Genomic DNA, 25876 nt, shown 5'->3' with positions numbered 1-25876 from the left:
TCAAACGCGCGACGGGCTGAGATATACCGGCCGGAGCTACGAGGCACCCAAGAGACACCGGGCGGGCTGAGTGTGCGCGGCCTGCGTTGGAAATGGTCGGTGGTCACCGTCCGGCCAGACGAGTGACCCGCACCCAGTAACCTTGTGCGGGGCGCACTCGCGTCTCCGCCTCGCTCACCACCCCGCACCAGGAAGGTGTCCTCCCGTGGAAAACGGCGCCGCCCGGACCGCCCCGGCAGTGATTGTCGCCATCGACGGCCCCTCCGGCACGGGCAAGTCGAGCACGTCGAAGGCCGTGGCCGCGCAGCTCGGGCTGAGCTACCTCGACACCGGCGCGCAGTACCGGGCGATCACCTGGTGGATGGTGAGCAACGGGATCGACATCACCGACCCCACCGCGATCGCCGACGCGGCGGGCAAGGCGGAGATCGTCTCGGGCACCGACCCGGCCAACCCGACGATCAGCGTCGACGGCGTGGACGTGTCCGGTCCGATCCGTACGCAGGAGGTCACCTCCAAGGTCAGCGCGGTCAGCGCGGTGCCCGAGGTGCGGGCCAGGATCACCGAGTTGCAGCGTTCGCTGGCCGCCGAGGCCGAGCACGGGATCGTCGTCGAGGGGCGGGACATCGGGACGACCGTGCTGCCCGACGCCGATCTGAAGATCTTCCTCACCGCCTCCCCGGAGGCGCGTGCCGCCCGCCGCAGCGGTGAGCTGAAGAGCGCCGACGTGCAGGCCACCCGCGAGGCGCTGCTGAAGCGCGACGCGGCCGACTCCTCCCGCAAGACCTCGCCGCTCGCGAAGGCGGACGACGCGGTCGAGGTGGACACCTCCGACCTCACGCTCCAGCAGGTCATCGAGTGCGTCGTCACCCTCGTCGGGGAGAAGCGGGCCGCCAAGTGACCGCACCTTCACAGCGCGGCGCCGAGGTCGGGCGGCGCATCGGCGTCGGCCTGATGTACGGGCTGTGGAAGCCGCGCGTGCTGGGCGCCTGGAAGGTCCCCGCGACCGGCCCGGTGATCCTCGCCGTCAACCACTCGCACAACATCGACGGCCCGATGGTCATGGGCGTGGCACCCCGGCCGACGCACTTCCTCATCAAGAAGGAGGCGTTCGTCGGCCCGCTCGACCCCTTCCTGCTCGCCATCGGCCAGCTGAAGGTGGACCGGTCGGTCGCCGACCGTACGGCGATCACCCGGGCGCTGGACGTCCTGACCGACGGCGGGGTCCTCGGCATCTTCCCCGAGGGCAGCCGCGGCGAGGGCGACTTCGCCTCGCTGCGCGCCGGGCTCGCCTACTTCGCGGTCCGCGGCGGCGCCCCGATCGTGCCGGTGGCCGTGCTGGGCAGCGCCGAGAAGAGCGGACGACTGATAAAGGCGCTGCCCCCGCTGCGCTCCCGCGTCGACGTCGTCTTCGGCGACCCGTTCGACGCGGGCGACGGCTCCGGCCGCCGTACGCGCAAGGCACTGGACGAGGCGACCGAGCGCATCCAGAAGCAGCTGGCCGCCCACCTGGACGACGCCAGGCGCCTCACCGGGCGCTAAGAGACACTTGAGTAGTGGATCACCCGAAATCCGGGGGCTCCACCGATCACCACGATGAACGAGGTACCGACTTCATGAACGACCAGATCCAGCCCGACGGCTCCGGCGCGGAGCATGACCACGGGGCGCTCGGCGACGCCGAGTACGCGGAGTTCATGGAGCTCGCCGCCGTCGAGGGCTTCGACATCGAGGACGTCGAGGGCGCCATCGACGAGGCGGGACACGGGCCGCTGCCCGTCCTCGCCGTCGTCGGCCGGCCGAACGTCGGCAAGTCGACTCTCGTCAACCGCATCATCGGCCGCCGCGAGGCCGTCGTGGAGGACAAGCCCGGTGTCACGCGCGACCGTGTGACCTACGAGGCCGAGTGGGCCGGGCGCCGCTTCAAGGTCGTCGACACCGGCGGCTGGGAGCAGGACGTCCTCGGGATCGACGCCTCCGTCGCCGCGCAGGCCGAGTACGCGATCGAGGCCGCCGACGCGGTCGTCTTCGTCGTCGACGCCAAGGTCGGCGCCACCGACACCGACGAGGCGGTCGTACGGCTGCTGCGCAAGGCCGGCAAGCCCGTCGTGCTGGCCGCCAACAAGGTCGACGGCCTCAGCGGCGAGTCCGACGCCGCCTACCTGTGGTCCCTCGGGCTCGGCGAGCCGCACCCCGTCTCCGCGCTGCACGGGCGCGGCACCGGCGACATGCTGGACGCCGTCCTGGAGGCGCTGCCGGAGGCGCCCGAGCAGACCTTCGGCACCGCGGTCGGCGGTCCCCGCCGGATCGCCCTGATCGGCCGCCCGAACGTCGGCAAGTCCTCGCTGCTGAACAAGGTGGCGGGCGAGGAGCGCGTCGTCGTCAACGAGATCGCCGGCACCACCCGTGACCCGGTCGACGAGCTGATCGAACTCGGCGGTGTCACCTGGAAGTTCGTCGACACGGCGGGCATCCGCAAGCGCGTCCACCTCCAGCAGGGCGCCGACTACTACGCCTCGCTGCGCACCGCCGCCGCCGTCGAGAAGGCGGAGGTCGCGGTCATCCTGATCGACGCCTCCGAGAGCATCTCGGTGCAGGACCAGCGCATCGTCACCATGGCGGTCGAGGCGGGCCGCGCGATCGTCCTCGCCTTCAACAAGTGGGACACGCTCGACGAGGAGCGCCGCTACTACCTGGAGCGCGAGATCGAGACCGAGCTGGCCCAGGTCGCGTGGGCGCCCCGGGTCAACATCTCGGCCCGCACCGGCCGCCACATGGAGAAGCTGGTCCCGGGCATCGAGACCGCCCTCGCGGGCTGGGAGACGCGCGTCCCGACGGGCCGGCTGAACGCGTTCCTCGGCGAGTTGGTCGCCGCCCACCCGCACCCGATCCGCGGCGGCAAGCAGCCGCGCATCCTCTTCGGCACCCAGGCGGGCACCAAGCCCCCGCGCTTCGTCCTCTTCGCCTCCGGCTTCATCGAGGCGGGCTACCGCCGCTTCATCGAGCGCCGCCTGCGCGAGGAGTTCAGCTTCGAGGGCACCCCGATCCACATCTCGGTCCGGGTCCGCGAGAAGCGCGGCAAGAAGAAGTAGCCGCAGCCCTACGGCTGTTGTACGACGAGGAGGGCGGCCCCAGTGGAGACTGGGGCCGCCCTCCTCGTCATGGCGTCAGATGCCTCGGCGCGGGCCGGGTGGCAGGGCCGCCGGGATGTGGTGCATCCCGGTGCGGCCGTGCTGGTGCTGCTGGGCGACCTGGCCGAGCTGCCCGACGCGCTGCCACTGCGACTGCTGCCGGGCGCTGTAGGCCCCCGCGCTGTACGCGCTGTACGAGCCGCCGCCCAGGGAACCCCCGCCGAACGTGCCGGTGCTGTGCGGGCTGTGCCCGAAGGCGGTGAAGCCCAGCTCCTCCTCGCCGCTGCGGTCACCCGGCAGTGAGCGGAAGGTCTTGACCCACTCCGAGTAGAGCCGGTCGTAGATCGGCGTGGCCGAGGGGCCGCCGGGGCTGTCCCGGTCCGCTCGCGAGGGCGGGATCGGCTGGTAGTTCCGGCTGCGGGGTACGTCGTATGCGTGCACGTATGTCCAAACGACGCGTGACCCTGAAGGGATGCGGCTCAGGTGCCCGCGAGCGGGAGCGCGGAGCCGACCAGCTGGCCGCCCGCCGCGGCCTTGTCGAGGGCGCCGCGCAGCAGGTCCTCGCGGGGCTGGCGGCCGATGGAGCCGACCGGTGCCGCGAACATCAGCACCTGCTGGTGCTTGTTGGCGGCGGCCCGCCAGCTGTCGGTGACCTGGAGCGGCTGGTGGGCCTGCCACCAGGCCACCGGGGAACCGCCGTTGGCGCCCGGCTGGAGCACCGCGTGCAGCTGGCCCGCGGCGAGCAGCACCGACCAGCCGTGCAGCACCGGCGGCACGGTGGTGATCTCGCTGAGCGGCATGAAGCCCTGCTCGATCAGCAGCGGCAGGAAGTCGTCCCCGACGCCGGTCGAGCCGGGCCGCACGATCGGCGCGGTCGGCTCGACGACCAGGGCGGGGTGCAACTCCCCTGAGATCAGGACGAGTCCGCTGGTCACCCCGAGCACGGCCTGCTCGGGCACGGCCCGCTCCGGTTCGCCGGCCGGGGCGTGCGCGTTGCCGCTGATGGAGCGGACCGCGCCCTGCAACTGCTCCTCGGTGACCTGCACGACCTGGGAGGGCAGGCAGGTGGCGTGGGCGAAGGCGAGGACGGCGGTCTCGTCGCCGATGAACAGGACGGTGCTGGTGCGCTCCTGTTCGGAGTCGCCCTGGGTGCGGCACGACGTGCAGTCGTAACTGCCCGGGGCGTTGTCTCCGGCGAGCAGCCGGTCGGCTTCATCGTCGCCGATCTCGGCGCGTACGTCGTCGCTGACGTCGAGCATGCGCGGCACGGGTGGCTCCCTCGGAAGGCGGTGCCCGGTGGGTCCCGGGCTCATGAAGATGACAACGGAGGATCTGTGGCGGGAGTCACGCTTCGGAGCGAACCGAATCGAACCAACCGACGCGGACGGTCACAGCGCGTGCGGAATTGACCACTCCGTGTCAACTGGACGAAAGGTCAAGGGAGTTGGACGCGTGAACCGGGTCACAGCGCGTGTCGGCAACTGGTTGCAAAATCATGAAATCAGGGGATGTAGTGGGTGGCCGAAAAGTGCCGATACCCGCGGTAACAGTGAACTGGCCTGCGGCGACGGGCAGTTGGTCGACATCGGCTCGTTGACCTCCGTACATTCCTCCGCCGTGTGCAGCGAGCACCGCTCGGGACACGTCCGTCGGCCGAACAAGCCAGCAAGCAGCACGACTTCCGACGGACGGGGAGGAGCGCGGGGACCACGCCGATGCGTGGGAGCCGCGGACCGCCTTGGGGGACCCCGGGTTGTTGGAGAGGGAACTACATGACCGACTGTGCCGATACCACTCGCGAGAACGCTCATAAGTCCCCCATGGGGCAGGCGCGTACGACGGCGGTCCTCGCCGGGGCGGCCCTGCTCGCCCCCCTCGGACTGCTGGCCGCAAGCGGCAACGCCGCGGCGGCCGACAGCGGAGTGTGGGACCGCATCGCCCAGTGCGAGAGCGGCGGCAACTGGCACATCAACACCGGCAACGGCTACTACGGAGGACTCCAGTTCTCCGCCGGAACCTGGCGCGCCTACGGCGGCTCGGCCTACGCGGCCACCGCCGACCAGGCCTCCAGGTCCGCGCAGATCGCCGTCGCCAGCAAGGTCCAGCACGCCCAGGGCTGGGGCGCGTGGCCGGTCTGCTCGGTACGGGCCGGAGCGAGCGGCAGCGCACCCGCGGCCTCGTCCGGCACGGTGAGCGAGAAATCGACCAACACGACGAAGACGGCCAAGAAGTCGACCACCGGATCGACCTCCGAGTCGACGACGAAGAGGTCGGCCAAGAAGGCGACCCCGTCGAAGACCCCGGCCCGCGGGACGAACAACGCCTCGCGCGGCACGTCCCGCGGCGACTACACCGTCCGCGAGGGCGACACCCTGAGCGGCATCGCCGCCCAGCACGGGACCACCTGGCGGAAGGTCTACGCCGCCAACAAGGCCGTCATCGGCGGTGACCCCGATCTGATCGTGCCCGGGCAGCAGCTCGACCTCTGAGCCGCCCCGCCCGCCCCGCCCCCGTCCGGTCCCTCGACCGGGCGGGGGCGCGCGTCACTCCCGTTCGGCCGCCTCGCCGCCGAACACGACCTCCCCGCGCCGCAGTTCGTACACCAGGGCGCCCCGGCCGCGCAGCACGGGCGGCAGCCGCTGCTCGGCCACGACCACACACGCGTCCAGCCCGGCCAGCAGCTCGTACGTGTGCGCCGCGACCGCCGGCGACATGCCCTGCGCCAGCTCGTCCACGAGCACCACACGCGCGCGAGCCAGCAGCGCCCGCGACAGCGCCAGCATCCGCTGCTCGCCGCCGGAGAGCGTGCCCGCCCGGCGGGGGAGCAGCGGGCCCAGCTGCGGGTACGCGTCGAGGGCCACGGAGCAGTCCCGCGCGGCGAGTTCGAGGTTCTCGCGCACGGTGAGCGACCCGAACACGGCCCGCCGCTCCGGCACCAGACACAGCCCCCGGCGGGCCCGTTCGTACGCGGGCACACGGGTCACCTCGGCGCCGTCCCACACCACCGCGCCGCCCGACAGGGCGACCGTACCGGCGAGCGCCCGCAGCACGGTCGTACGGCCGGAGCCGTTGCGGCCCAGCAGGACGGTGAGCCCGCGCGTCGGGGCGGCGAGGGTGACGCCGTGCAGGGCTTCGAGAGGGCCGTAGCGGACGCGGGCGTGGCGCAGGGAGATGGTCATGCGGGGAACTCCCGGGCGCCCTCGGCGGTGTTGGGGGCGTCGTGCGCTTCCAGGACGCGATCCGGTGGGCCGGAGGCGACGATCCGGCCCACCGTCATCACATGGACCACGTCCGCGAGGCCGGCCACCAGATCGAGATCGTGCTCGACGACGAGCAGGGCGGTGCCCTCCGCTGCCAGCGCCCTCAACACCTGGGTCAGGGATGCCACTTCGTCGGTGTCGAGTCCGGCGGCGGGCTCGTCGAGCAGCAGGACGCGCGGGCCGCCGGCGAACGCCCGCGCCAGTTCGACCCGGCGCAGCGTCCCCGTGGGCAGTCCGGCGGCGGGCAGCGACCGTATGTCCCCGTCCAGCCCGAACAGCCGCAACGCCCGCTCCACGGCGCCCGGTTCGGCGACCCGCCCCTGCTCGGCGCCGACCCGGACGTTCTCGGCGACGGTCAACGAGGGGAACACGGCGAGCTGTTGGAAGGTCCGGGCGATCCCGAGCCGGGTGCGCGCATGCGCGGCCAGCCGCGTGATGTCCCGCCCGTCGAGCCCGACCCGCCCCCGCATGGGCCGCACGGTCCCGGCCAGACAGTGGAACAGGGTGCTCTTTCCCGCCCCGTTGGGACCGACGACGGCGGTGACCTGACCGGCCCGCACGACGAGATCGACTCCGTCGAGCGCGGTGAAGCCGCCGTAACGGGCGTACAGGGCATGGGCGGTGAGGACGGGGGGAGTGAGGGGGCGGACCGCGCGAGGCCGGGGCGTTGGATGGGGGACGATCGCGGGCCTGTGCGCAACACCCGCCGTGACAGCCGGCGTTGAGCCCGCGCGGACCTCCGCGGCCCGCAGTTTCCTCCGCACGCCCGTCCCCAACTCCGTGAGCCGTACCGTCCGTCGCGGCCGCAGCCGCTCCGCCGCGGCGCGCACCGCCTCGTACGGCCCGCCGGGAAACCGGCCCACGCACACCGCCGCCACCCCGACCAGTGCCGCCGCCACCCCGCCCCGCGCCCCCGCGTCCAGCCCGACCAGCAGAGCCGCGGCGGCCAGGGCACCGAGGGTGCTGTCGGCGCCCAGCACGACCACCGCGGCGAACCACAGCAGGCCGCGCACGGGGTCGTAGGCCGAGGGGTCGAAGGCGCGCACGCCCATGCCGAGCATGCCGCCGCCCAGGGCGGCCAGCGCGGCGCCCGCGACGAAGGCGAGGAGTTTCAGGGACGGGACCTGGACGCCCGCCGCCGACGCGCCCTGTTCGTGGTCGCGCAGGGCGGCGAGGGCGCGGCCCGTGCGGCCCCGGCGCAGGGCGTGGACCGCCAGCAACGCACCTGCCAGCAAGGCGAGTTCGAGGACGTAATAGGCGCGGTCGCCGTCGAAGCCGGACGGGCGGGCCGGCGACAGGCCCGAGGTGGCGTACGGCTGGGCGAAGACGAAGCGGCTGACCCCGACGCCGACCGCGAAGGTCGCGAGGGCGAGGGCCAGGCCGTGGCGGCTTATCGCGGGCCAGCCCGTCAGCAGGCCCAGGGGGGCGACCAGGAGGACGGCGAGGGCGAGCGCGGCCAGCTCCGGGACGCGGGGGAGTCCCGGGAAGCGGCCCGCCGCCAGCAGCGCGGTGAACAGGGCACCCAGGCCCGCGTACGCCGCCTGCCCCAGCGAGAGCTGCCCGCCGCGCCCGGTGACCACCACCAGCGACAGCAACACCACGCCCAGCGCCGGAACCTGGACCGAGGTGTGCAGGTCCGAGCCCGCGAAACCCAGCGGGAGGAGGAACAGCACCCCGGCCACGATCCAGGCGCCGGGAGGCGTCGCGACCCGGGCCGTCGCCGTGCGCGGGAGGGCGTCCTTCGTGCCGACACCGGGCAGCACCAGTGCCGCGACCAGCAGGGCGGCCACGAACAGGTTCGCGCCCACCGCCTGCGTCAACCGGCCCTCCCCGCCCGGCAGATGGAACCGCGTCAACTGGCTCTGCCCGACCCCGACGCCCAGCGCCGCCACCACCGCGACCGGCAGACTCCGCATCCGCGCCGCCACCGCGACGGCCATCACCTCCATGACGAGCAGCGGCAGACCGTACGGGTCCAGGCGCACCGACGGCGCGAGGAGCACACCCGTCAGCCCCGCCGTGAACGACCCGAACGCCCAGCCCGCGGCGGCCACCCGGTCGGCGTCCACCCCACCCAGGACGGCGAGCCGGCGATCGTCCACGACGGCCCGCAGCTCTCGCCCGAACCGCGTCCAGCGGATCACCGCCCCGACTCCGGCGGCCAGCACGAGCACCACCGCCAACTGCCCCCAGGGATCGGCCGGCACCAGCTCCGGCGCGTCGTCCCGCGCCCCCTGCCCCCACACCAGCGCGGCCCCGCCGACCAGCAGCACGAAGACCCCGATGGACGCGACCAGGGTCTGCGCCGGATCGCCGCCCAGGACCGCCGACGGCCGGAAGACGAACCGTTCCAGCGCCACCCCGATGCCGGGCGCCAGGAACAGCAGGGTCACCACCGCGCCCAGCCACAGCGGCCAGCCCCACCCGACCACGCACTGCCGCAGCACGTACGCGCACACCATCGCGATCGCGCCGTGCGCGAAGTTGAGGACGCCGGTCGCGCGGAAGGTCACGATCAGGCCGATCCCGGTGAGCGCGGCGGCGCTGCCGACGGAGAGGCCGGCGAGGGTGAGGTCGTAGGTGAAGGACGACATCAGTCGTCGGCTTCGGCGGGCTCGCAGATCGGGCAGGGGCTCAACTCGCCGTTCGCCACGAGCTTCGCGTCCACCGGCACCGCCTCCGGCTTCCCGGCGACCAACGGGCAGTCCGCGCGATGCCACAGCGTGCCGCCCGGCACCATCAGCAGGTCCCCGCTGACCGCCAGGGGTGCGACGGCGGCCCGCGCGGACTCCTCGGCGTCGGCGGGTCCGGCGGCCACGAGAAGTCCGTACAGCTCCTCCACGCGGGCCGCCGCGAGGGCGGAGCGGCCGTGGGCGAGCAGGATCGCGGCGGCGACGAGCAGGGCGGCGCCGGGGATCGTGCAGGAGGCCAGGTAGGGGAGCTGGCGTTCCGCGTAGCGCTCGCCGGAGACGCCGTACCAGCCGAGCACGCACAGGACGGCGCCCGCGGCGAGCGCGGTCCAGCCGGCCCACAGGGCGGGGTGCACGGTCCGCAGTCGGGGTGTCCGCATTTCCGGCTCCCACATGTCATGTGTCTGTCCATGCCAGCCAATGGCTTGCACTATGCCTTCTGACACCTGACCTGAAAACACCGGGCGAGCACGGCCCGGAACGACACCCGGCGGTGAGCCACATGGTTCTCGGGAGCGACCTCAGGCGAAGGAACACACGGCGCGTGCGGGGCACGGTAGTCACGGCGGCCATGGTCCTCGTGCTCGGCCCGGCACTCGCGGCCTGCGGCGACGACAGCGGCGGCGGGAGCAGCGCGCCGCCGCCCACGCCGTCCGTCGAGCGGACGACCGGCGCACCGGCGACCGCGCCCGCCGACCCGGCCGCCGCGACGACCCAGATCAAGGCCAACTGGAAGAAGTTCTTCGACCCGGCCAGCTCCAGTGCGGACAAACAGGCCGTCCTGGAGAACGGCGACAAGATGGGCTCGGTTCTCAAGGCCTTCGGCGGCGACAAACGCGGCGGACAGGTCCAGGCGGACGTCCAGAAGGTCGAGTTCACCTCCGCGACCCAGGCGACCGTGACCTACAGCCTCACCCTGAACGGCGCCACCGCCCTCCCGAACGCCTCCGGGACGAGCGTTCGGCAGGGCGGCACCTGGAAGGTGTCCGTCAACACCCTCTGCGCGCTGGTGGCGTTGAGCGGCGATGCCTCGCAGTCGCCGGGTTCGGGCTGCTGAGGCCGCTGCCGCGGTCCTGCTGCTCCTGGGGAGCGCGGCCTGCGGCAGCCGCCTCCCGGAGAGCGACTTCGACCACGGCGACAGCCGTACGCCCACGCCCGCCGGCGGCGCTCCGATCCGGGTCGGCATCATCACCAGCGCGACCAGCCCGGTCGGCGGCGACACCTTCACCGGCCCCCGCGACGGCGCCAAGGCGTACTTCGACCGCCTCGACGCGCGCGGGGGCATCGACGGCCACCCGGTCGAGGTGCGGCTGTGCGACGACGGCGGCAGCGGTGTCGGCAACAACGCGTGCGTGCACCGGCTGATCGACGAGGACAAGGTCGTCGCCCTGGTCGCCACCACCGCCCTCGACTACGCGGGCGCCTCCCGCGTCTCCCACGCGCGCGTGCCCGACATCGGCGGTCAGCCCATCGGCGCCGCCTACGACACCTACCCGCACCTCTACGGCATCTACGGCAGCCTCGCGCCCCGCGCCGGGACACCGGGCTGGGGCGGGCGGCTGTACGGCGGCACCGAGGTGTACCGGTACTTCAGGCGCGAGCAGGGCGCCCGTACCGCCGCCGTCGTGTCGTACAACCAGGCCGCGTCCGCCGCCTACGCCGGGCTCGTCGAGCAGGGGCTGAAGGCCGAGGGGTACAAGGTCGTCACCGAACAGGTCGACTTCGCGCTGCCCAACTTCCGTGCCGCGGCGGCTGACTTGAAGCAACAGGGCGCCGACCTGGTCTTCGACGCCATCGACACCCACGGAAACGCCCAGCTGTGCCGGGCGATGGACGAGGTCGGCGCGAACGTCGTCGCCAAGGTGACGAACGTACAGAACTGGACGTCCACCGTCCCGGAGGACTACAGAAACTCTCCGCGCTGCCGCAACGCCCTCTGGGCGACCGGCTCCAGCCGCGACGTCGACGACACCTCCCAGCCCGCCGTCCGGGACTTCCGGGACGCGACGAAGGGGCTGAAGACGCACTCCCAGTGGCAGCTGGAGGGGTGGGCGGCGGCGATGTGGTTCACGGACGCGGCGAGGTCGTGTGCGCGAACGGGCGTCACGCGCGCGTGCGTCGACGGGTTCATGGACCGGAGCGAGCACTACACCGCCGACGGCCTGCTGGTTCCCGTCTCCTTCGAGCGGCTCGCCGCACCGCCGCGGACACGCAGGACGTGTCTGTCGGTGGCCCGCTGGCAGGACGGCAGAGGGTGGGTCCCGCAGGGGGACATGAACCGCACGTGTTTCGAGGTGCCGCAACTGCCCTACAGCCCCTGACCCGGATCGCCGTCATCACCAGGGCGCCCTCGACACCGGACGTCCTTGTTGGAGACTTCGACCATGTTGGAGACCTCGGCACGACTCCTGCGCCTGCTCTCGCTGCTCCAGGCCCACCGCGAGTGGTCCGGCGCCGACCTGGCCGACCGGCTCGGGGTCACCGCGCGGACCGTCCGCCGGGACGTGGACCGGCTGCGCGAGCTGGGGTACCCGGTCAACGCCAGCCCCGGCACCGGGGGCGGCTACCAGCTGGGCGCGGGCGCCGAGTTGCCGCCGCTGCTGTTGGACGACGACGAGGCGGTCGCCGTGGCGGTCGGGCTGCGCACCGCCGCGGGGCAGGGCATCGAGGGCATCGGCGAGACCTCCGTACGCGCCCTCACCAAGCTCGAACAGGTGCTGCCGAGCCGGTTGCGCCGCAGGGTGGGCGCTCTCAACGCGTTCACCGTGCCGATGCTGCACAACGCGCTGCCCTCCGCCGTCGACCCGGCCGTGCTGACCGAGCTGGCCGCGCTGTGCCGGGACGCGGAGCGGCTGCGCTTCGACTACGAGAGCCACGACGGCACGCCCACCCGCCGCAGCGTCGAACCGCACCGCCTGGTCTGCACCGAGCGGCGCTGGTACCTGGTCGCCTGGGACCTGGAGCGCGCGGACTGGCGCACCTTCCGCGTCGACCGCATCACCCCCAGACCGCCGCACGGGCCGCGCTTCACCCCGCGCGAGCCCCCGGCCGAGGACCTCGCCGTGCACGTCTCGAAGGGCATCTCCACGCGCGCGTACGCCGCGCACGCCCTGGTCCGGCTGCTGGTGCCCCTCCAGGAGGCGGCCGGACGGATCTCACCGTCCGCCGGGACGCTGGAGGCCGACGGACCGGACGCCTGTCTGCTGCGGACCGGGGCCCCGAACCTCGACCTGATGGTGATCCACGTGATGATGACGGGCTTCGAGTTCGAGGTCCTTGAACCGGCCGGGCTGACCGAGAGGATCAGGACGGCCAGGGACCGGCTGTCCCGTGCGCTGGACCGGGAGCAGGGCCCGCGAGCCGAGGGCGATTCTGTGGCGGAACAGTGAAACTCTTATGCTGCGTCAGCTCCCGCCGTACCCCACGGAATCGGAATGGAATGGGACGCGCGGCCGGATCTCATGGCACTTTCCGCCGGGCTATTCGACCTGCCGGGCCGACAGGCGGGAATTACGTTCGAATGCCTGCGGAAGACGTGCGGAACCGCTCATACGCGCGAGGGAGGGCGAACAAAACACACGTCCTGATCCTGTGACAGAAGTGTGACCGGAGAGGGACGGAGAGAGCGGGAGACGGCTAGCGTGGCGGGCATGGCATCCATTCCGACTCCACCGGCAGAGCCCCAGGACAGCCCGAACAGCTATGTCGGCCTCGACGCGGCAGAGGCCGAGCGGCTCGCGCGCGAGCGCGGGTGGCCGACCGTGCGGTCGCTGCCGCCGGGGGCGATCATCACCATGGAGTTCCGCGCCGGACGGCTCAACTTCGAGGTCAAGGACGGCACCGTGGCGCGCGCCTGGAAGGGCTGAGCGCGGATCTCCGCCGAAGGCCCCGGTTCCGCTGGAGGAACCGGGGCCTTCGTGATGCGGGGCGGGAGTGTGCGTACCGGCCCCGCGGCTCGGTGGGGTCAGCCGCCCGTCGCCGGGCGGGCCGTGGCCGTGCTGGTGCCGCGCGCCACCCGGTCGGGGTGCGGCGGGCGGCGGCTGCCGATCGGGGTGACCGGGGTGCGCTCCGAGCGGGTCGTGTGCGGACCCGGGGCGAGATGGGCCGCCGGCCGCGCCGAACGGCTCGCGCCGACCGTCTCGCGGGCCGCCGGGACCTCCTCGCCCGAGGAGGCGCGGGGCTTGAGCAGCACGGGCGCGGTGACCGGGGACGCGGGCGCCGGAGCGGGTGCCGTACGGCCGCTGCGGGCGCGCCAGCGGTCGCGCAGGTCGAAGATCCGGGTCTCGGCCAGGGCGATCAGCGGCTCGCACCACGGCAGGGCGAGCAGGATCAGCAGACCGGCGGCCCAACCCAGCAGCACGTCGCTCAGCCAGTGCGTGCCCAGGTAGACCGTGGCGAGACCGACGCCGAGCGAGGTCACCGCGGACGCGGCGGACAGCCAGCGGCGGGTGGCCGGAGTGGAGGCCAGATACGCCAGGATTCCCCAGGTCACGACCGCGTTGGCGGTGTGGCCGCTGGGAAATATATCGCCGCCGAGACCCATCTCGTTCGAGCCGATGACGGTCGCGTAGTGCGGGCCGAGGCGGCCCATGCCGAGCTTGGCCGCGCCGACCGTGATGTTCAGCAGCAGCAGCGAGGTGCCCAGGGTCAGCAGCGGGCGCAGGGTGTGCTGCCGCCACGAGCGCCAGCCCAGCCAGGCCGCGACCATCACCGCGGTCGGGCCGCGCTGGCCGAGGACCACGTAGTAGTCCACGAACCAGTGGATGCCCGCCCACTGCTGGTACGGCCGGAAGAACATGACCTGCCAGTCGAACCGGACCAGCCAGGACGTGGTCACGACGAGCCACACGATCGCCAGATAGAAGGCCAGGGTCGCCGCGAACAGCACGACCCTGTGCCGGCTCATCTTCGGCACATCGATGTGGGCCGGCCGTTCAGGTTCACGGTCCAGCCTCGCGAACACCCGGTCCAGACGGGTGAGGTTTCGTTCGGTACGCACCCAATCGACGTTACAGCGAGTGAGTGTGGATCCCCGTCGAATCAGCGGCTTTGTGATGACGATGTGATGTGGGAAAGCTCTCAGGAGCAGGTTTATTTCCGAGGATTCCGCAATCCCGGACGGCTCCGTCCTTCAATTCCTTTGATCATGTCGGGGTCGAGTTTTATGGCCCTTATGAATTAGTTCACCGAATGCTGGGGTGGAATTGGCCGGGCGCTCATCGACCGTACCCCGGTCGATCATGGTGGACCGGAGCCGTTCAGCCAGAACGCGCCGTACACCGCCGACGCCACCGCGACACCGCCCGTCACCCACGCTGACCTGGACGTACGCAGCCGCGCCAGGGCGAGCGCGAGGGGGAACAACAGGGGGAAAGCGGGCATCAGCAGGCGCGGTTTCGAGCCGAAGTAGCTCGACGCGCACAGCGCGAGCGCGGTCACGACCCCGGTGTACACCAGGAGTGGCAGCGGCTGGCCCTGCCGGACGCCCACGACGTACAGCCAGAGCACCAGGCCGACCCCGACGATCAGCCCCACCCCGGCGAGCGCCGAAGGGAACGACGTGAACTTCTCGCCCACGAAACGGGCGAAGGCCGCGCCCCCGTCGAAACCGTTCCGCCAGCCCGCCTGCACGTCGAGATAGCCCAGCGGACCCTTGCCGGTGCGATGCCCGACCCACAGCACGTACCCGGCGGCGCCCAGGGGCGCGATCAGCATCCCGAGGGCGCACCGCCAGTCCCGCGCGCCGGGTGCGGGCGCCGCGCTGCGGTCCCGCACGAAAGAGGGGACGGCCGCGGCGGCGGCAGGGGTGACGGCCGTGGACCTCTCCGCGCGCGAGTCCGCGCGCGAGCCGAATCCGGTGAACGACGCGATGCCCGCGACCCACACCGCCGCCACCACCGCGAGCCCCACGGGCCGGGTCAGCCCGGCCAGCAGCGCCAGCGTGCCCGCCGTCAGCCGGCGGCCGGTCAGGACGGCGTACAGGGACCACGCGGCGAGCGCGGTGAACAGCGACTCGCTGTACGCCATCGACTGCACGATCCCCACCGGCAGCACGGCCCACAGCAGGACGGCGCACACCCCGGCCCTGCGGCCGTACACGTGCTCCGCGACCGCGAAGATCCCCCAGGCCGCCGCGAGCGAGGCGAGCAGGCTCACCACGAAACCGCCGTCGGCGTACGACAGCGGGGACACCGCGTGCAGGGCCCTTTCCAGCCAGGGCAGCAGCGGGAAGAAGGCGAGGTTCGAGTGGACGTCGCCGTTCGGGAGGCGGACCTCGTAGCCGTAGCCCAGGTCGGCGACGCGGGTGTACCAGAGCGCGTCCCAGCGGGCCGTCAGCAGGGTGTACGCGCTCTTGCCGCGCGCGGCGCTCCACACCGCGAGCACCACCAGGCCCAGGGTGCGGACGGCGGCGTACCCGAGGAGGGCCGGGGCCGCCCGGCGCAGAGGTGCTGCAAGATCGGTCACGGACCCGATTATCGAGGGACCCCGGAACCGGCGGACCGGGCGGGGGCGTGGTCCACGGAAGGGCGAGTGGTGTACGCCACACGTGTTCTCCGGGGAGTGTGAGAGGTCCGCCACGTGGTCCTGGCGTGAACTCGCGTACGCTGACGGCTCACTCGCCTTCGTTGCGCGGGGCCGGAGACACCGCTCCTCACCGGCCGCAGTCACGGGGAGTCCCCACCCCGTGAGCCCCGCCGAACGCGAGGGAACATCTGGGAGGTAGTACATGTCCGGGACGACCACGGCCGCCGCAGCGCTGCGCCGTCGGGCGGCCGGGGCCGGTGCCAACCGCTGGGTCGTCCTCGTCGTCCTCTGCGTCAGCCTGCTCCTCGTCGCGCTCGACGCCACCGTGCTGCATGTCGCGGTGCCCGCCGTCACCGAGGACCTCAAACCCGGCGCGATAGAGCTGCTCTGGATCGTCGACGTCTATCCGCTGGTCTGCGCCTCGCTCCTCATCCTCTTCGGCACGCTCGGCGACCGGGTGGGCCGCAGACGCATCCTGCTCCTCGGCTACGGCCTCTTCGGCGTCGCCTCCGGCCTCGCCGCCCTCGCCCACGACGCCCAGGTGCTGATCCTCGCGCGGGCGCTGCTCGGCGTCGGCGGCGCGATGATCATGCCGGCCACGCTGTCGATCCTCCGCCAGGTCTTCCCCGACCGCCGCGAGCGCGCGGTGGCGATCGGCGTGTGGAGCGCGGTGGCGGCGGTGGGCGCGGCGGTGGGCCCCCTGCTCGGCGGCTTCCTGCTCGAACACTTCTGGTGGGGCTCGGTCTTCCTCGTCAACATCCCCCTGATGCTGATCAGCCTGCCGATCGGCCGGCTCCTGCTCCCCGAGTCCCGCGGCGACCGCGACGGCCCCTGGGACGTCGTCGGCGCGCTCATGGCCGCGGGCGGCCTCTTCGGCGTCGTCTTCGGCGTGAAGCGGCTCGGCGGCGGGGAGCCCGTGCAGAGCGCGTGGACGGTGGCCCCGCTGCTCGTGGGCGCGGTGCTGCTGGTTCTCTTCGTACGACGGCAACGGCGCCGTACGCATCCGCTGGTGGACCTGAAGATGTTCCGCAGGCCGGCGTTCAGCACATCGGTGGGCTGCATTGTGCTGGCGATGCTGGCCCTGGTCGGCCTGGAGCTGATCGCGGCGCAGTACCTCCAGCTGGTGCTCGGCCTGTCGCCCCTCCAGACGGGTCTACGACTGCTGCCGCTGACGTTCGCGGCGATGGCGGCGGGGCTGTTCGGGGCGCGGATGCTGCACCGGTTCGGCCCGCGCCGGATGGTGTGTTTCGGGTTCTGTCTGACCGCGTTCTCGGTGCTGACGCTGACCGTGATGGGCGAGCGGGACAACACGGGGCTGCTGCTCTTCGGGTTCCTGCTGCTCGGGTTCGGTCTGGAGATGACGCTCTTCGGGGCGTACGAGTCGATGCTGAGCGAGGCGCCGCCGGCCCAGGCGGGCGGCGCGGCGGCGATCGGCGAGACGTCCTACCAGCTCGGCGCCGGCATCGGCATCGCGCTCCTCGGCAGCGTCATGAACGCGGCCTACGCGCCCGGGCTGTCCTCCGTTCCCGGCGTACCGGCGTCCGCGGCGACGTCCGCGGGGCATTCGCTGGGGGAGGCGTACGACGTGGCCGGGCGGCTCGGCGGGGCCCGTGGCGCCGCCCTGCGCGACGCGGCGCGGCACGCCTTCATCCACGGCCTCCACGTCACGCTCCTGGTGAGCGCGGCGCTGCTGTTGCTGGGCGCGGTGATGGCGCTGCGCCTCCCCCGGATCATGCAGTGCGAGGCCTCCCTCGCGGCGGTCCCGGCCCCCAGGGAAGCAGCACAGCCCCGCGTCTCAGCCTGACCGACCCCTTGCTGCGGAGGCCTGAACGCTGGACGCGGATGGTGGTGAACGCACCCGCAGCCGCCGACGCCGACGTACCCCCACAAGCGGCGTCCACCTCCCAGCACCCCCGCACGAGCGGGCGCGTGGGGAAAGCCGTGGGGTAACGTCGACCCGTCCCCATAACTAGCGCTGATAGTTATAACCGCCGGAGGCCCTGTCATGGCTGCGTCCCCGAAGCTGCCCCCCTTCGACCCCACCGACCCCCTCGGCCTCGACGACCTCCTGGACCCGGAGGACCTCGCGATCCGGGACACGGTCAGGACCTGGGCCGCCGACAGGGTGCTGCCGTACGTCGCCGAGTGGTACGAGAAGGGGGAGCTGCCCGGCATCAGGGACCTCGCCAGGGAACTCGGCGGCATCGGCGCCCTCGGCATGTCGCTCGACGGATACGGCTGCGCCGGCGCCTCCGCCGTCCAGTACGGCCTCGCTTGCCTGGAGTTGGAGGCGGCGGACTCCGGCATCAGATCCCTCGTGTCGGTACAGGGCTCCCTCGCGATGTACGCCATCCACCGCTTCGGCAGCGAGGAGCAGAAGCAGACCTGGCTGCCCCGCATGGCCTCCGGCGACGTCATCGGCTGCTTCGGCCTCACCGAACCCGACCACGGCTCCGACCCCGCCGCCATGCGCACCTACGCCAAGCGCGACGCCGGCGACTGGGTCCTCAACGGGCGGAAGATGTGGATCACCAACGGGTCGGTCGCCGGCGTCGCCGTCGTATGGGCGGCGACCGATGAAGGCATCCGCGGCTTCGTCGTACCGACCGACAGCAGTGGCTTCTCGGCGCCCGAGATCAAGCACAAGTGGTCACTCCGCGCATCCGTCACCAGCGAACTCGTCCTCGACGACGTGCGGTTGCCGGCCGACGCCGTGCTGCCGGAGGTCGTAGGACTGAAGGGTCCGCTCAGCTGTCTGTCGCACGCTCGTTACGGAATCGTGTGGGGTGCGATGGGCGCGGCGCGCGCTTCCTTCGAGTCCGCCGTGGAGTACGCGAAGACCCGGGAGCAGTTCGGGCGGCCGATCGGCGGCTTCCAGCTCACCCAGGCCAAGCTCGCCGACATGGCGGTCGAGCTGCACAAGGGGATTCTGCTCGCCCACCATCTGGGGCGGCGCATGGACGCCGGGCGCCTGCGTCCCGAGCAGGTCAGCTTCGGCAAGCTGAACAACGTACGGGAGGCCATCGAGATCTGCCGTACGGCACGGACGATCCTCGGTGCCAACGGGATCTCGCTGGAGTACCCCGTGATGCGGCACGCGACGAACCTGGAGTCGGTGCTCACCTACGAGGGCACCGTCGAGATGCACCAGCTCGTGCTGGGCAAGGCGCTCACCGGACTCGACGCCTTCCGCTAGGAAGACCCGACGTTCCGTACAACCCTGCGGAAGGCAGGGCCGATGAGCGGCCCTGCCTCAGCTCTGGTTGAAGAACCCGTCCTCACGGCGCACGGCGGGGTCGCCGCTGACGATCTCCGTGTTGGCGGGGGTCAGCAGGAAGACACGGTTCGCGACCCGCTCGATGGTGCCGCGCAGGCCGAAGGTGAGGCCGGCCGCGAAGTCGACCACGCGCTTGGCGTCGGTCGCCTCCATCGCCGTGAGGTTCACGATCACCGGGACACCTTCCCGGAACAGCTCACCGATGGCGCGGGCGTCGCGGAAGCTGTCCGGGGTGACGGTGCCGATCCGGCGGCCCTTCACCTCGGCGACATCCTCGGCCACCTTCACCCGCGGATCCGTGACCCAGGCATCCCCGGGCTGCTCGGTCCCTTCGGAGTAGTCGTCGTCGTAGTAGCGCTCGTCATCGTTGTCGTCAACGAGCCCAAGCCAGGCACTCGCCTTGCGTACCGATCCCATGGACGCCTCCTCTCACAGCGGTCTTTCTTGCTTTCCGCATCCCTATGGTCATCCATGATGCGGATCGCGCGCCAAGTGGATAGACGCCGCGCGGGGGGTTTGTGACGCTACTGGTGCACAGCCAATACGTCGAGGGCCCCCGTGTATCAAGGGTGTTGCTTGATACGGCTGCTGACTGAGAGTGAAATATGATTCTTCACGGCGACCGGGTGACGGCTGGTGCGTACGGGTGAACGGAGTGGTCGAAGTGAAGCGTCTGCTCAACGCCCTGTCAGTGCCCTATCGATCTTCGGATGCCCAGTCAGTTGTCGTTCACGCCACGGGGGGTTGTCGTGTTCGGAATGGTCCGGCCCTGCTCACATCGGCTCGGTGAGAGCCTCAAGACGCAATGGATGGCGCATTTGTGCGGGCTGTGTCTCGCACTGCGCGGAGATCACGGTCAGCTCGCGAGAGTCGTCACCAACTACGACGGCCTGATCCTCTCGGTGTTGACGGAGGCTCAGGCCGAGCCGGCGGGCGGCGGCCTGCGGCGTACGGCCGGGCCCTGCCCGTTGCGCGGGATGCGGACCGCGTCCGTCGCCCAGGGCGAGGGGGCGCGGCTCGCGGCGGCCGTCTCGCTGGTGCTCGCCTCCGCCAAGGTGCGCGACCATGTTGCCGACGGGGACGGGCTGCTGGCCCGCCGGCCGGTGGCGCCGGCCGCGCGGCGGGTCGCCGCAAGCTGGGGGCGGGCCGGGGCGCGGACCGGCGCCGACATCGGGTTCGACGCCGCCGTACTCGTGGACGCCGTGGAACGGCAGTTCGGCATCGAGTCCCTGGCCGGCCCCGGAACACCGATCCTGACCGTCACCGAACCGACCGAGACCGCCACCGCCGCCGCGTTCGCGCACACCGCGATCCTGGCCGGACGGCCCGCCAACGCCGCGCCCCTCGCCGAGGCCGGGCGCCTCTTCGGACGGCTCGCGCATCTCCTGGACGCCGTGCAGGACAAGGAGGCCGACGCGGCGTCGGGTGCCTGGAACCCGCTCACCGCGACCGGCACCCCGCTCACCGAGGCCCGCCGCCTCGCCGACGACGCGCTGCACGGGATACGCCTCGCCCTGCGCGAGACCGAGTTCACCGACGGCAAGCTGGCGCATCTGCTCCTCGCGCACGAACTGGGCCGCTCGGTCGACCGGGCCTTCGGCACGCGGTCGTGCGGACACGGACCCGAAGCCGCCTTCGGGCCGCCGAGGACTCCTTACCTGCCGGGCGATCCGCGACACGGTGGCAATCCCTACGGCGGTGAGCCCCCGCGGCCCGACCGGCGCGGGTTCTGGGCCGGGTGCGCCGCCGCCCTCGGGCTCTGCTGCACCTGCAAGGTGTGCTGTGCCGACGAGTTCGAGGGGCCGTGGTCGGGGCGGCGGCGCGAGGGCTGCCGCTCCAGCTGCGACTGCTCGTGCTGCGACGCCTGCGAATGCTGCGAGTGCTGTGAATGCCTGTCGTGCTGCGACTGTTGATCCACGGCTGTTGATCCATAGCTGTTGATCCACGCCTGCTGATCAACGTCTGCTGATCAACGTCTGCTGGGCAACGGCTGTTTGGTCGGTGGCGGACGGCGGTGACGGCGCGTCACCGCCGTTGTATACGAACCGTATCCGGATCAGGGGTGACCTGCGGGTGCGGACGTCCATGTTTCGGCGCGGTAAAACAAAAACATGATCCGGTGACCGGTGTGCTGTGCGGGTCGTTGGGCGGGAGGCGAACCATTTCTGCCCCAGGTTCGGCCTCCCCTCCCAACTCGCCACCCACTTAAGGCACTTCAGTGGACGTCACAACAAAAGCGACCACCAGCATCCGCACCAGGCTGCTGAGGATTCTGATCCTCGCCCTCGCGGTGCTGCTCGTCCTGCTCGGTATCGCGGCCGCCGAACAGATCTCCGCCTATCGCAACGCCTCCGCGACCGCCGACAACGCCCGCCTGGAGATCACCCTTCAGGGACTGGTGCACGAACTGCAGAAGGAGCGCGGACTCACCACCGGATACGTGGGCGGCGTCCGGCAGTTCAGCGCCAAGCTGCCAGCGCAGCGCAAGGCGACCGACGCCGCCCGCCAGCAGCTGGACGTGGCACTGGAGGGGCGTGAGGACTCCGCCGCCGGTTCGGTGCGCGAGTCCCTCGGCCGGCTCGACGGCCTCGCAGGCATCCGTAAGGACGCCGACGACGGCTCCGGCGTGGTGAAGGACACCTTCGACTACTTCACCACCACGATCACCGTCCTCGACCGGCTCGACCTCGGCCTCGAAGACGTCCACGACGGCCTGCTGCGCGACGCCTACCAGTCCCTCCAAGTCCTCGGCAACGCCAAGGAGTTCACCGGCGAGGAGCGCGCCATCGTGCTCGGCTCGGTGCGCGCAGGGAAGTTCCGCGGCGACGACTACAGCCGCTTCATGGAGATCCGCGCCGGACGCCTCGCCGCCCTCGACGCCTTCCCGCGCTCGGCGACCGCCGTCCAGGAACGCCGTCTGAACACCGCCCTGACCACGCCCGACGCCGAACGCGCGCTGGCCTACGAGAGCAAGGCGGTGCACGGCACCGGGAAGCTGAAGTCCAGCTCGATCCCGCCCATGGCCTGGTGGGACTCCATGACCTCCACCATCAACGGGATGCGGAGCGTCCAGATCGCCCTCGGCGCCGACGTCGAGAACAGGGCCGCCCAGCTGGAGGGTTCGGCCCAGCGCGACCTGCTGCTGTTCCTGCTGCTCGCCCTCGGCACGATCGCCGCGCTCGCCGCGCTGGCCCTCGACTGCGTGCGGTCCGTGTCCACACCGCTCGTCGAACTCGCCCAGCAGGCACGGGAGGTGGCCGGCAGCCGGCTGCCGCAGGCCGTGGCCGCCGTACAGGACGGGTCGGCCGGGTCGGCGCCCGAGCCGCCAGCTCCGCTCGCCGTCGCCGACAGGGCGGGGGCCGAAGTCCGGGAGGTGGCCGACGCGTTCGACCGGGTGCAGCGGTCCGCCTTCGAACTCGCCACCGAGCAGGCGGTGTTGCGGCGCAACGCCACCGACTCCCTGGTGAGCCTCGGCCGTCGCAACCAGAACCTGGTGCGCCGTCAGATCAGCTTCATCAACAAGCTGGAGCACGAGGACGCCGACCCCGCGACCCTCGCCAACCTCTTCGAACTCGACCACCTGGCCACCCGCATGCGCCGCAACGCCGAAAGCCTCCTGGTGCTCGCCGGAGAGTCCAGCCCCCGCCCCTGGTCCACCCCGCTCTCCGTCAACGACGTGCTGCGCGCCGCGCTGTCCGAGGTCGAGGAGTACCGCCGGGTCACCCTGCGCCGGATCGAGCCCGCGTTCGTCACCGGCTCCGTCGTCGTCGAAATCGCCCATCTGCTCGCCGAGTTGGTGGAGAACGCGCTGAGCTTCTCGCCGCCGGACTCCGACGTGGAGATCGAGGGCCGGCGCACCAGCGCCGGGTATCTGGTCGCGATCGTCGACCACGGCTTCGGCATGGACACCCAGGCCCTCGCCGAGGCGAACGTACGGCTGTCCGGCACCGCCAGCTTCATGGCCGAACCCACCCGGTTCCTGGGCCACTTCGTGGTCGGCGCCCTCGCCCGCAAGTGCGGTATCGAGGTACGCCTCGGCGAGGCACCGGCGGCCGGTGTGGTCGCCCGAGTGCTCATCCCCGCGGGGCTGTTGACGGAGAAGGGGGCCGAGGAGGGACCGGTGGTCCCGGCCCCGAGGAAGGCGGAGGCGGAGCAGGTGGAGAGTCCGGAGGCCGAAGCGGTGGCCTCCCCGGTCGCCGCCAAGGGCGGTTCGTCCGCCGCGCGCACCCGCAACGGCCTCGTCAAGCGGCCCCAGCGCAGCGGTATCGCGGCGGCGGTGAGCGAGACCGACCTGAGCGGCCGACCCGCTCCCACCGCGCCGGCCAACCCGGAACGGTCCCCTGAACAGGTCTCCGGGATGCTCTCCACCCTGCGCAGCGCCCACATGCGGGGCGGCATCAGCGTCGAGAAGGAGAAGCAGCAGAAGTCCGGGAAGAGTGCCGCGAAGAACACCGAGACGAACGAGGGTGCCGCCAAGTGACCACCGTCGACACCCCGCACGACTCCCAGACCTTCAACTGGCTGCTCGCCAACTTCGTCAAGAGCACCGACGGCGTACGCGACGCGGTCGCCGTCTCCTCCGACGGACTGCTCATCGCCGTCTCGGACGGGCTCGGCCGCACCGAGGCCGACCATCTCGCCGCGATCGTCTCGGGGTTGAGCAGTCTGGCCCGCAGCGCGTCCAAGCGGTACAGCTTCGACGGGGTCAAGCTGATCATGATCGAGATGGGCCGCGGTTTCCTGCTCGTCTCGGCGATCCGGGACGGCAGCTGTCTCGGCGTCCTCGCCGACAGCAGCGGTGAACTGGGCTTGGTCGGCTACGAGATGGCGGTGCTCGCGGAGCGGGCGGGTGATCTGCTCACCCCGACGCTCATCGCCGATCTGCGGCAGGCGTTGCCACGGTGAACGGTGAACAGCCCAGGGACGTACAACCTGACGAGGACGCGACGTTCGTCCGGCCGTTCATCATCACCGGCGGCCGGTCCGAGCCCCTCCAGGCCGATCTGCGGCTGGAGACGCTGGTCGTCGCCGTCGGCGTGCCGGATCCGTCGCTCGTGTTCGAGCGGCGCCACATCGTCGCGGTGTGCGAACAGCCGACGACCGTCGCGGAGGTGGCGCACCGGGTCGGCGTACCCCTCGGAGTGGCCAAGGTGCTGATCTCCGACCTCGTCGTCGCCGGGCAACTCGCCTGCCGGCAACCCGCGGAGCTGCCGCTCCCGATGCTCGAAAGGATCAGGGACCATGTCCGGGCGCTCTGACAAGATCGTGCCGCTGGCCGTGAAGATCGTGGTCAGCGGCGGCCTCGGGGTCGGCAAGACCACCTTCATCGGGGCCATTTCGGAGATCGAACCCCTCGACACGGAGGCGGCGATCACCCAAGTCTCCGTCGGCGTCGACTCGTTGGTGGGTGTGGAGGCGAAGACCACCACGACCGTCGCCCTCGACTTCGGGCGGATCACCCTCGACCCGACGATCTCCCTGTATCTGTTCGGTACGCCGGGGCAGGACCGATTTTCCTTCCTCTGGGACGACTTGGTGGAGGGCGCGCTCGGCACGGTGGTCCTCGTCGACACCCGGCGGATCGAGGAGTGCTTCCCGGCGGTCGACTACTTCGAGTCGCAGGGCGCGCCGTTCGTCCTCGCCGTCAACCGCTTCGACGGCGCCGAGCGCTTCGATGTGGACGAGGTCCGGGAGGCGTTGGGGCTGGGCGCGGATGTGCCGGTGCTGGAGTGCGACGCACGCGAACGGGACTCCGTACGGGATGTGCTGGGGGCGTTGATGGACCGGATGATCGGGGTCCGGGCCACACCGCGTCGTCGTACGGCCGCCCTGTCGCGATAGGGGAGGACAGGGGGCCGGTTCGCGAACTCGGCCCCCTGCACGCCTAGTTCTTCAGTTCCGGCGGCGAGATCTGCGACTTCGCTATCGCCGAACCCGTCGTACCCCACTTCTTCAGGATCTTGTCGTACGTCCCGTCGGCGATCAGCTTGTTCACGGCCGCCTGGAAGGCCGGGGCCAGCTTGGTGTTCTTCTTGAAGGCGAAGCCGACGTCGAGGCGGTGGAACTCGTTGAGGAACTTGACGCCGGTCTGCTGGGCGACGGCGTAGCGCAGGCCGTTGATCGTGGACATCACGACGTCGCTGCGGCCCTGCTGGAGGGACGACCAGATCGCGCCGGACTCGCTGTAGGTCTGCACGCTGTACGCCTTCTTGCCGGCGTCCGCGCAGACCTTCTTGTTCTCCTCCAGCGTGGCCTCGAAGGTGGTGCCCGCGCCGGTCGCGACGTTCAGGCCGCAGAGCTGCTTGAGGTCGGTGACCTTGGTGAGCTTGCTGTCGGAGCGGGTGGCGAAGCCCTGGCCGTCGTTGATGTAGGTGACGAAGTCGATCGTCTTGCGCCGTTCGTCGGTCACGCCGAAGTTGCTGGCGCCGAAGTCGTACTTGCCGCTGTCCAGGGCGGGCAGGATCGCCTCGAAACTGGCCTGTTCCGTCCTGAGCCTGATGCCGAGGACCTTGGCGACGGCGTCCGCGAAGTCGACGTCCTGGCCGGTCAGCGTCTTGCCGTCGTCGAGGTAGGTGGTGCCGGGCGGTTGGCCGCCGACGGACACCGCGACGGTCAGGCTCGTGGTGCCGGGCGGGAGCAGCTTCGCCGCCGCCGCGTCCTTCGGGATGGCCGAGACGACGTCCGTGGTGGGGATCTTGTCGGCCTTGGCCGCCGCCGCGTTCGCCGTGGTGCCGGACGCGTCGTCCGAGCCGGAGCCGCAGGCCGTGAGCAGCAGGGCCGCCGAGGTGATCAGGGCAAAAGGCGCAAAATGCCGATAACGGGAGCGCGTGGGCGTACGCATCGTGAGCGGTCTCCTGAGAGCAAGAGTGAAGAGGACCCGAGGGGAGGGTGAGGGGTGCGCGTGTGAAGGCGACGGAGAAAGTGCGGGGGAGAACGCGAGAAGCGCCCGATCGATCAAGGGATCAGGGCGCGCAGTGGGTCAGCTCAACAGGA

Annotated in this window: 24 protein-coding genes; 15 read left to right on the top strand and 9 right to left on the bottom strand. The window is 71.5% G+C overall.

Annotated features, from left to right (window positions below):
- Positions 1-205: 205 nt before the first annotated feature.
- The 3 genes from cmk (at position 206) to der (ending at position 3092) form a co-directional block, all read left to right on the top strand.
- On the top strand, positions 206-901 hold the full coding sequence (gene cmk, locus ACIRB1_RS20610; protein WP_352180141.1) for a (d)CMP kinase: 696 nt from the start codon (positions 206-208) through the stop codon (positions 899-901).
- Positions 859-1542 (top strand): lysophospholipid acyltransferase family protein, encoded by a 684-nt coding sequence (locus ACIRB1_RS20605; protein ID WP_403466474.1) that lies wholly within the window; start codon positions 859-861, stop codon positions 1540-1542. Before cmk ends, ACIRB1_RS20605 begins: the two co-directional genes overlap by 43 nt.
- 74 nt (positions 1543-1616) lie before the next feature.
- Positions 1617-3092: a ribosome biogenesis GTPase Der gene (gene der, locus ACIRB1_RS20600; RefSeq protein WP_352180143.1), complete on the top strand. Its 1476-nt coding sequence runs from the start codon at positions 1617-1619 to the stop codon at positions 3090-3092.
- A gap of 75 nt (positions 3093-3167) precedes the next feature.
- Here the strand turns inward: der and ACIRB1_RS20595 are convergent, their stop codons facing one another.
- Both ACIRB1_RS20595 and ACIRB1_RS20590 read right to left on the bottom strand, forming a co-directional pair.
- The gene (locus tag ACIRB1_RS20595; RefSeq protein WP_403466473.1) at positions 3168-3572 is read right to left on the bottom strand and encodes a hypothetical protein; all 405 of its coding nucleotides are present in this window, start codon (positions 3570-3572) and stop codon (positions 3168-3170) included.
- A gap of 38 nt (positions 3573-3610) precedes the next feature.
- The gene (locus ACIRB1_RS20590; protein ID WP_352180145.1) at positions 3611-4399 is read right to left on the bottom strand and encodes a hypothetical protein; all 789 of its coding nucleotides are present in this window, start codon (positions 4397-4399) and stop codon (positions 3611-3613) included.
- Positions 4400-4903: 504 nt separating this feature from the next.
- Between ACIRB1_RS20590 and ACIRB1_RS20585 the strand changes: the two genes are divergently transcribed.
- Positions 4904-5620 (top strand): transglycosylase family protein, encoded by a 717-nt coding sequence (locus tag ACIRB1_RS20585; protein ID WP_352180146.1) that lies wholly within the window; start codon positions 4904-4906, stop codon positions 5618-5620.
- A 54-nt stretch (positions 5621-5674) separates the two neighbouring features.
- On the opposite strand, the gene ACIRB1_RS20580 is transcribed toward ACIRB1_RS20585, so the two are convergent.
- From ACIRB1_RS20580 to ACIRB1_RS20570, 3 genes are read right to left on the bottom strand one after another with little or no spacing between them, the layout of a single operon-like run.
- Positions 5675-6310 (bottom strand): ATP-binding cassette domain-containing protein, encoded by a 636-nt coding sequence (locus tag ACIRB1_RS20580; RefSeq protein ID WP_403466472.1) that lies wholly within the window; start codon positions 6308-6310, stop codon positions 5675-5677.
- Complete coding sequence (locus ACIRB1_RS20575) at positions 6307-8985, bottom strand: ATP-binding cassette domain-containing protein (protein WP_403466471.1); 2679 nt, start codon at positions 8983-8985, stop codon at positions 6307-6309. Before ACIRB1_RS20575 ends, ACIRB1_RS20580 begins: the two co-directional genes overlap by 4 nt.
- Positions 8985-9461, bottom strand: a complete 477-nt coding sequence (locus ACIRB1_RS20570; protein WP_352180149.1) for a hypothetical protein — start codon at positions 9459-9461, stop codon at positions 8985-8987. The genes ACIRB1_RS20575 and ACIRB1_RS20570 overlap by 1 nt, the downstream gene beginning before the upstream one ends.
- 122 nt (positions 9462-9583) lie before the next feature.
- On the opposite strand from ACIRB1_RS20570, the gene ACIRB1_RS20565 reads away from it, so the two are divergent.
- From ACIRB1_RS20565 to ACIRB1_RS20550, 4 genes are all read left to right on the top strand, one after another.
- Positions 9584-10138 (top strand): hypothetical protein, encoded by a 555-nt coding sequence (locus tag ACIRB1_RS20565; protein WP_403466470.1) that lies wholly within the window; start codon positions 9584-9586, stop codon positions 10136-10138.
- Positions 10107-11402, top strand: a complete 1296-nt coding sequence (locus ACIRB1_RS20560) for an ABC transporter substrate-binding protein (RefSeq protein ID WP_403466469.1) — start codon at positions 10107-10109, stop codon at positions 11400-11402. Before ACIRB1_RS20565 ends, ACIRB1_RS20560 begins: the two co-directional genes overlap by 32 nt.
- A 63-nt stretch (positions 11403-11465) precedes the next feature.
- Entirely contained in the window at positions 11466-12470 is a 1005-nt protein-coding gene (locus ACIRB1_RS20555; RefSeq protein ID WP_403466468.1) for a helix-turn-helix transcriptional regulator, read from the top strand.
- Between the two features lie 261 nt (positions 12471-12731).
- Positions 12732-12947, top strand: coding sequence for an I78 family peptidase inhibitor (locus ACIRB1_RS20550; RefSeq protein WP_352180152.1), 216 nt, complete (start codon positions 12732-12734; stop codon positions 12945-12947).
- A 98-nt stretch (positions 12948-13045) separates the two neighbouring features.
- Here ACIRB1_RS20550 and ACIRB1_RS20545 read toward each other — a convergent pair whose 3' ends face one another.
- Both ACIRB1_RS20545 and ACIRB1_RS20540 read right to left on the bottom strand, forming a co-directional pair.
- The gene (locus ACIRB1_RS20545) at positions 13046-14080 is read right to left on the bottom strand and encodes a phosphatase PAP2 family protein (protein ID WP_352112452.1); all 1035 of its coding nucleotides are present in this window, start codon (positions 14078-14080) and stop codon (positions 13046-13048) included.
- Between the two features lie 239 nt (positions 14081-14319).
- Positions 14320-15546 carry a hypothetical protein gene (locus tag ACIRB1_RS20540; RefSeq protein WP_403466467.1) on the bottom strand — a complete coding sequence of 409 codons (1227 nt, stop codon included), beginning with the start codon at positions 15544-15546 and terminating at the stop codon, positions 14320-14322.
- Between the two features lie 262 nt (positions 15547-15808).
- On the opposite strand from ACIRB1_RS20540, the gene ACIRB1_RS20535 reads away from it, so the two are divergent.
- Both ACIRB1_RS20535 and ACIRB1_RS20530 read left to right on the top strand, forming a co-directional pair.
- Complete coding sequence (locus ACIRB1_RS20535) at positions 15809-17410, top strand: MFS transporter (protein WP_403466466.1); 1602 nt, start codon at positions 15809-15811, stop codon at positions 17408-17410.
- A gap of 201 nt (positions 17411-17611) precedes the next feature.
- Positions 17612-18802: an acyl-CoA dehydrogenase family protein gene (locus ACIRB1_RS20530; RefSeq protein ID WP_403466465.1), complete on the top strand. Its 1191-nt coding sequence runs from the start codon at positions 17612-17614 to the stop codon at positions 18800-18802.
- 57 nt (positions 18803-18859) lie between these two features.
- Here ACIRB1_RS20530 and ACIRB1_RS20525 read toward each other — a convergent pair whose 3' ends face one another.
- Positions 18860-19300 (bottom strand): cell division protein SepF, encoded by a 441-nt coding sequence (locus ACIRB1_RS20525; RefSeq protein WP_019059292.1) that lies wholly within the window; start codon positions 19298-19300, stop codon positions 18860-18862.
- A gap of 332 nt (positions 19301-19632) precedes the next feature.
- On the opposite strand from ACIRB1_RS20525, the gene ACIRB1_RS20520 reads away from it, so the two are divergent.
- The 5 genes from ACIRB1_RS20520 (at position 19633) to ACIRB1_RS20500 (ending at position 24724) form a co-directional block, all read left to right on the top strand.
- The gene (locus tag ACIRB1_RS20520; protein ID WP_403466464.1) at positions 19633-20796 is read left to right on the top strand and encodes a DUF5685 family protein; all 1164 of its coding nucleotides are present in this window, start codon (positions 19633-19635) and stop codon (positions 20794-20796) included.
- A gap of 305 nt (positions 20797-21101) precedes the next feature.
- A complete protein-coding gene (locus ACIRB1_RS20515) occupies positions 21102-23363 on the top strand; it encodes a nitrate- and nitrite sensing domain-containing protein (RefSeq protein WP_403466463.1) in 2262 nt (753 codons plus the stop codon).
- Positions 23360-23788, top strand: a complete 429-nt coding sequence (locus ACIRB1_RS20510) for a roadblock/LC7 domain-containing protein (protein WP_033286269.1) — start codon at positions 23360-23362, stop codon at positions 23786-23788. Before ACIRB1_RS20515 ends, ACIRB1_RS20510 begins: the two co-directional genes overlap by 4 nt.
- Entirely contained in the window at positions 23785-24141 is a 357-nt protein-coding gene (locus ACIRB1_RS20505) for a DUF742 domain-containing protein (protein ID WP_352180158.1), read from the top strand. Before ACIRB1_RS20510 ends, ACIRB1_RS20505 begins: the two co-directional genes overlap by 4 nt.
- The gene (locus ACIRB1_RS20500) at positions 24125-24724 is read left to right on the top strand and encodes a GTP-binding protein (RefSeq protein ID WP_403466462.1); all 600 of its coding nucleotides are present in this window, start codon (positions 24125-24127) and stop codon (positions 24722-24724) included. Before ACIRB1_RS20505 ends, ACIRB1_RS20500 begins: the two co-directional genes overlap by 17 nt.
- A 43-nt stretch (positions 24725-24767) precedes the next feature.
- Here the strand turns inward: ACIRB1_RS20500 and ACIRB1_RS20495 are convergent, their stop codons facing one another.
- Positions 24768-25724 carry an ABC transporter substrate-binding protein gene (locus tag ACIRB1_RS20495; RefSeq protein WP_403466461.1) on the bottom strand — a complete coding sequence of 319 codons (957 nt, stop codon included), beginning with the start codon at positions 25722-25724 and terminating at the stop codon, positions 24768-24770.
- Between the last annotated feature and the right edge of the window lie 152 nt (positions 25725-25876).

Source organism: Streptomyces sp. NPDC096013, from assembly GCF_044763565.1.
Classification (GTDB): Bacteria; Actinomycetota; Actinomycetes; order Streptomycetales; family Streptomycetaceae; genus Streptomyces.
The sequence above is the reverse complement of the archived record's forward strand: the minus strand, read 5'-3'. Positions and strand labels throughout refer to the sequence as shown.